Annotated in this window: 3 protein-coding genes and 1 pseudogene; all 4 read left to right on the top strand. The window is 68.2% G+C overall.

Features of this window, described 5'->3' with window-relative positions:
• A partial coding sequence (locus tag KF903_RS01460; RefSeq protein WP_291210025.1) for a GNAT family N-acetyltransferase occupies window positions 1–701 on the top strand: 701 nt, incomplete at its 5' end.
• A 242-nt stretch (window positions 702–943) separates the two neighbouring features.
• Window positions 944–3,844, top strand: coding sequence for a 2-oxoglutarate dehydrogenase E1 component (locus KF903_RS01455; protein WP_291210023.1), 2,901 nt, complete (start codon window positions 944–946; stop codon window positions 3,842–3,844).
• 86 nt (window positions 3,845–3,930) lie between these two features.
• Window positions 3,931–5,154: pseudogene (gene odhB, locus KF903_RS01450) on the top strand (2-oxoglutarate dehydrogenase complex dihydrolipoyllysine-residue succinyltransferase).
• 109 nt (window positions 5,155–5,263) lie between these two features.
• Window positions 5,264–6,685: a dihydrolipoyl dehydrogenase gene (gene lpdA / locus KF903_RS01445; RefSeq protein WP_291210021.1), complete on the top strand. Its 1,422-nt coding sequence runs from the start codon at window positions 5,264–5,266 to the stop codon at window positions 6,683–6,685.
• The last annotated feature ends 22 nt before the right edge of the window (window positions 6,686–6,707 follow it).

Here is a 6,707-nt window from a genome sequence, read left to right as displayed (position 1 = left end):
GTGAGGCCATGCTGCGCACGTTGATCGAGTACGCACGCGCACGTGGCTGGCCCGAGCTCGACCTGCACGCGCAAAGCCACGCGATCGGCTTCTACGAACGCGCCGGCTTCGTCGCCGAAGGCCCCGAATTCCTCGAATGCGACATTCCCCACCGCCTGATGCGCCTGCCACTGCAACCGCTGGCGCCGCCGCCGGCGGCGGCACCGACGCAGCATCCGCCGGCACAGGTGCTGCAGAGCCGCAGCTTCGGCGAGGCACGCGACGCGATGCTGGTGCTGCTCGCCGATGCGCGCGCCGAGGTCGCGCTGTTCAGTCGCGATCTGGAGCCTGCCCTGCTCGACAACGCCACTCTGGTGGAGGCGGTCAAGCGCATCGCGCTGACCGGCCGCCATGCCCGCGTGCGCCTGCTGGTCCAGGAGCCGCGCCGCGCGATCCGGGACGGCCACGGCCTGCTGCGCCTGGCGCAGCAGCTGTCGAGCGCGATCGAGCTGCGCGTACCGGTCGAGGACCGCGATCTCGCCGAGCCATCGGCCTTCCTCGTCAACGATCGCGGAGGCTATTTGCTGCGCCCCCTCGGCAGCCGGCCAGAAGGCGAAGGGCACACCTGCAACCCGGGCCGCCATGCGCAACTGCTGGCCACGTTCAACGAAATCTGGGAGCGCTCGCAGCCCAGCGCCGACCTGCGCGTGCTCGGCATCTGAGCGCGGCTCGAACCAACCACTGCGACGCAGCGGCGCAGGCACGGATCGCGCGAACGCGTGCCGCTGCGATCGATCACTGACTGCGCGCCAACGCACCGGCCAGCGCGCCATGTGCAGACGCAACAAACGACGGGCGAAACGCTATAATCCCGCCGCTGTGCCGGCTGCATCCACCGCAGCGGCGCCCACCAGCCACCGGCGCGCATCGCCGCGCGCCTCATCCCGAGCACGAAGGCAACCGCGTGAGCGCAAATCCGACACCCCACAACCTGTTCGAGCGGTTCCAGGCCACCTCGGCGATCGGCGGCAGCAATGCGGCCTACCTCGACGAGCTCTACGAGGCCTGGCTGGCCGACCCCGACGCAGTCGACCCGGTCTGGCGCCGCTACTTCGGCGAGCTGCAGGGGCGCGGGGTCCGTGATGCCTCGCACCTGGCCGCGATCGCGCGCATCGAGGCGGCACAGCGCCAGCCGCGCGCGGCGCAGCCCGCGTTGACGGCGGTGGTCGACGCAGGTCAGTCGCAGAAGCAGGCCGCAGTGCTCAAGCTCGTCACCGCCTATCGCTCGCGCGGACACCTCGCGGCGAAGCTCGATCCGCTCGAGCTGGAGCAGGCCTTCCCCGAATCCGACCTCAGGGCGATCGGCCTGCTGCCGCGCCCTGGCGCACCCGATCTGCAGCCCGAGTACCACGGCCTCGACGCGGCCGACCTCGAGCGCGAATTCGACACCGGCTCGCTGGCTGGTCCGACCCGTCTCAAGCTGCGCGACCTCGTCGCGCTGCTGCGCGCCACCTATGCCGGCAGCATCGGCGCCGAGTTCATGCACATCTCGGATGTCGAACAACGCCAGTGGGTGCACGAACAGCTCGAACGCGCCGGCGGCAACCCCGGTCTGTCGGTCGACGACAAGAAGCGCGTGCTGGAAAAGCTCGTGCAGGCGGACGGGCTGGAGCGCTATCTGCACACCAAGTATGTCGGCCAGAAGCGCTTCTCGCTCGAAGGCGGCGACAGCCTGATCCCGCTGCTCGACGAATTCGTGCGCCGTGGCGGCGCCGACGGCATGCGCGACATGGTGATCGGCATGGCCCACCGCGGCCGCCTCAACGTGCTCGTCAACATCCTCGGCAAGTCGCCGGAAAAGCTGTTCGCCGAGTTCGACGGCAAGTTCGACCATCCCGACGACCCGGCCCACTCGGGCGACGTGAAGTACCACATGGGCTTCTCGGCCAACGTGAAGACGCCGGGACGTACCGTGCATCTGGCGCTGGCCTTCAATCCCTCGCATCTGGAGATCGTCAATCCCGTCGTGTGCGGTTCGGTCCGCGCACGCCAGGTGCACCGCAACGACGTGGCACGCGAGCACGTGGTGCCGGTGCTGATCCACGGCGACTCGGCCTTCGCCGGCCAGGGCGTCAACATGGAACTGCTCAACATGTCGCAGGCGCGCGGGTTCGCGGTCGGCGGCGCGATCCATGTGGTGGTCAACAATCAGGTCGGCTTCACCACCTCCAACCCGCACGACACGCGCTCGACGCTGTACTGCACCGACGTCGCCAAGATGCTCAGCGCGCCGGTGTTCCACGTCAACGGCGACGACCCCGAAGCGGTGCTGTTCGTGGCGCGACTCGCGTTCGACTTCCGCCAGAAATTCAAGCGCGACGTCGTCATCGACCTCGTCTGCTACCGCCGTCACGGCCACAACGAGGCCGACGAGCCGGCGGCGACGCAGCCGCTCATGTACCAGGTCATCCGTGCCCGCCCGACCGCGCGCGAGCTGTACGCCAGCAAGCTCATCGCGGCCGGCACGCTCGGCCAGACCGACGCCGATCGACTCGTCGAGGACTACCGCAAGCGCCTCGAGGCCGGCACGCCGATCCCCGAGCTCGACCCCGATTTCAAGGACGCCTTCGCCGTCGACTGGAGTCGCCACATCGGTGCACGGCTCGACCAGCCCCTCGACACCGGCGTTGCGCGCGAGTCGCTGGCCGCGCTCAACCAGACCATCCTCGCGCTGCCGCAGGGCCTGACCCTGCATCCGCGCGTGGCCAAGATCTACGCCGACCGCGTCAAGATGGCGGCCGGCGAACAACCCCTCGACTGGGGGGCGGCCGAGAACCTCGCCTATGCCTCGCTGATCGCCGACGGCCATGACCTGCGCCTGGTCGGACAGGACAGCGGCCGCGGCACCTTCTTCCATCGCCACGCGGTGCTGCACGACCAGAACAGCGGCGGCGAATACCTGCCGCTCGCGCGCGTGCGCGAGGGCGCCAGCGTCACGATCGTCGACTCGCTGCTGAGCGAGGAGGCCGTGATGGCGTTCGAGTACGGCTATTCGACCGCCGATGCGAACACGCTGGTGCTGTGGGAGGCGCAGTTCGGCGACTTCGCCAACGGCGCCCAGGTCGTCGTCGACCAGTTCATTTCCTCGGGCGAAGCCAAGTGGGATCGCCTGTCGGGCCTCGTGCTGCTGTTGCCGCATGGTTACGAAGGCCAGGGGCCGGAACATTCCTCGGCGCGACTGGAGCGCTACCTGCAACTGTGCGCCCTCGACAACATGCAGGTGTGCGTGCCGACCACGCCGGCGCAGATGTTCCACCTGTTGCGGCGGCAGATGCGCCGCGACTGCCGCAAGCCGCTCGTGGTGCTGACGCCCAAGTCGCTGCTGCGCCACAAGCATGCGGTGTCGTCGCTCGATGAGCTGGCCACCGGCAGCTTCCAGAACGTGATCGTCGACACCACGGCCAAACATGGCCAGAAGGTCGAACGCGCCGTGCTGTGCTCGGGCAAGGTCTATTACGATCTCGTCGAGGAGGCCGGCAAGCGCGGCATCAGCAACGTGCCGATCATCCGCGTCGAACAGCTGTATCCGTTCCCGCGCGACGCGGTGGCGGCCGAACTGGCCCGGCAGGTTGCGCTCAAGGAAGTCATCTGGTGCCAGGAAGAACCGATGAACCAGGGCGCCTGGTACCAGATCCGCCATCACCTGCAGGCCGTGACGCCCGCGCAGGCGACGCTGGCCTATGCCGGCCGCGGTCGTTCGCCGGCACCGGCGTGCGGCCACCTGTCGACCCACCTGGCCGAGCAGGCCGCGCTGCTGGAGCAGGCCCTCGTCGGCCCGGTCGGCACCCAACCCAGCGCCGAGTGACGTTTTCCCGATGAGACAACGCGGCCGGGACCGGCCGCTTCCACGAACTTCGCGGCCATGGCTGGCCGCCCGCCCAGGACCACGCCATGTCGATTGAACTCAAGGTTCCCGTTCTTCCCGAATCCGTCTCCGACGCCACGATTGCGAGCTGGCACAAGAAGCCCGGCGATGCGGTCAAGCGCGACGAGAATCTCGTCGATCTGGAAACCGACAAGGTCGTGCTCGAAGTGCCCTCGCCGGTCGATGGCGTGCTCAAGGAAATCCGCTTCGACAGCGGTGCCACGGTGACGAGTCAGCAGGTGCTGGCGATTCTCGAGGAAGGCGCCGTTGCCGCCGCCACCGCGGCCAAGGCCGCCGAACCGGCCCGCGCCGCGCCCGCGCCCGCGCCACGCCCAGCCGGCGGCAGCCGGCTCGCACCGGTCGGCTGAGCTGCTGCCGCCGGCCAGCGCATCGCGACCGAGAACCGCATCGACCCCGCCCAGGTGGCCGGCAGCGGGCGTGACGGCCGCGTGACCAAGGAAGACCTCGTCAACTTCATGCGCACGGGTTCGCCCGCCGCCGCCCCCGGCGCCCAGCCCGCCGCGGCGGCTGCCGCGCGCACGAGCGGCGCGCGGCCCGAAGAGCGCGTGCCGATGACGCGCATGCGCGCCCGCATCGCCGAGCGCCTCATGCAGTCGAAGAACTCGATCGCGATGCTGACCTCGTTCAACGAGATCAACCTCGGCAAGGTCGCGGCCATGCGCAAGGAGCTCGGTGAGCAGTTCGAAAAGGCCAATGGCATCAAGCTCGGCTACATGAGCTTCTTCGTCAAGGCGGCCTGCGAGGCACTCAAGCGGCATCCGATCGTCAACGCCTCGGTCGACGGCAACGACGTGATCTACCACGGTTACCAGGACATCTCGGTCGCGGTGTCGACCGACAAGGGTCTCGTCACGCCGGTGCTGCGCGATGCCCAGGACATGGGTTTTGCCGACATCGAGAAGGCCATTGCCGATTTCGCCAATCGCGCGCGCAAGGGCGGGCTCACGCTCGACGACCTGCAGGGCGGCACCTTCACGATCACCAATGGCGGCACGTTCGGCTCGCTGTTCTCCACCCCGATCGTCAATCCGCCGCAGAGCGCGATCCTGGGCATGCACACGATCAAGGAACGCGCGGTCGTCGACAACGGCCAGGTCGTTGCCGCGCCGATGATGTACGTCGCGATCAGCTACGATCACCGCATCATCGACGGCAAGGACGCGGTGCTGTTCCTCGTCGACATCAAGAACCAGCTCGAGAATCCGCAGCGCATGCTGCTGGGCATGTGATGACCCAAGGCGTCGCCGCCGAACCGACGGCGGCGCCGGCAGGCGCCCTGCGCGGCGCCCGCCCGCTGCCTCACCTGGTCGGTTTCCCCGCTTCCGAAGGACCTGTGCAATGGATCAGTTTGACGTTGTGGTGATAGGTGCCGGCCCGGCCGGCTACGTGGCCGCGATCCGCGCCGCCCAGCTCGGCCTCAAGACCGCCTGCGTGGACATGTTCGTGGGCAAGGATGGCAAGGCCGCGCTCGGTGGTACCTGCCTCAACGTCGGCTGCATCCCGTCCAAGGCGCTGCTCGATTCCTCGCGCCAGTTCCACAACCTGACCCACGCCTTCGCGGTACACGGGATCAGCGCCAAGGATCCGGCGATCGATGTCGGCACGATGGTTGGCCGCAAGGACAAGATCGTCAAGCAGTTCACCGGCGGCATCGCGATGCTGTTCAAGCAGAACAAGGTCACGCCGTATTTCGGCAAGGGCCGCCTGCTGCCCGGTCGCCAGGTCGAAGTGACTGCGGCCGACGGCAGCAAGCAGACGCTCGCCGCAAGCAACGTGATCATCGCCACCGGTTCGGTCCCGATCGAGCTGCCGTTCGCGAAATTCGACGGCAAGCACATCGTCGACAATGCCGGCGCACTCGATTTCAGCGCCGTGCCCAAGCGCCTGGGCGTGATCGGCGCGGGCGTGATCGGACTCGAACTGGGCAGCGTCTGGAAGCGCCTGGGCAGTGAGGTGACGATCATCGAGGCGCTGCCCGATTTCCTCGCCGCCGCCGACGCCGAGGTGGCCAAGGCCGCCGCGCGCGAGTTCGCCAAGCAGGGGCTCAAGATCGAGCTCGGCGCCAAACTCGCCAAGGCCGAGATCAAGGGCCAGGAAGTGCATCTGACCTATTCCACCAAGGATGGCGACAAGCAGCTCGTCGTCGACAAGCTGCTGGTCGCGGTCGGTCGCCGCGCCTACACCGCGGGCGTCCTCGCCGACGGCACCGGCGTGCAGCTCGACGAGCGCGGCCGCGTCGTCGTCGACGAGCATTGCTGGACCGGCGTCGAAGGCGTGTGGGCCGTCGGCGACTGCGTGCGTGGGCCGATGCTCGCGCACAAGGGTTCCGAGGAAGGCATCGCCGTCGCCGAGCTCATCGCCGGCAAGGCTGGCCACGTCAATCTCGACACCGTGCCGTGGGTCATCTACACCGAACCTGAAATCGCCTGGGTCGGCAAGACCGAGGCCCAATGCAAGGCCGAGAACATCCCCTATCGGACCGGCTCGTTCCCATTCGCGGCGATTGGCCGCGCCGTCGCGATGAACGAACCGGCCGGCTTCGTGAAGATGATCGCCCACGCCGACACCGATCGCATCCTCGGTGTGCATCTGGTCGGCGCCAACGTCTCCGAACTCGTTGCCGAATGCGTGGTCGCGATGGAGTTCAAGGGCTCCTCGGAAGACCTCGCCCGCATCGTGCACGCGCATCCGACGCTCAGCGAAGCCGTCCACGAAGCGGCACTGGCGGTCGACAAGCGCGCGATCCACAAGGCCAATTGACACGAATCGCACGGGAAGGCGT

It is taken from the genome of Dokdonella sp. (assembly GCF_019634845.1).
GTDB lineage: Bacteria > Pseudomonadota > Gammaproteobacteria > Xanthomonadales > Rhodanobacteraceae > Dokdonella_A.
This window is presented reverse-complemented; position numbering and strand designations above follow the sequence as displayed.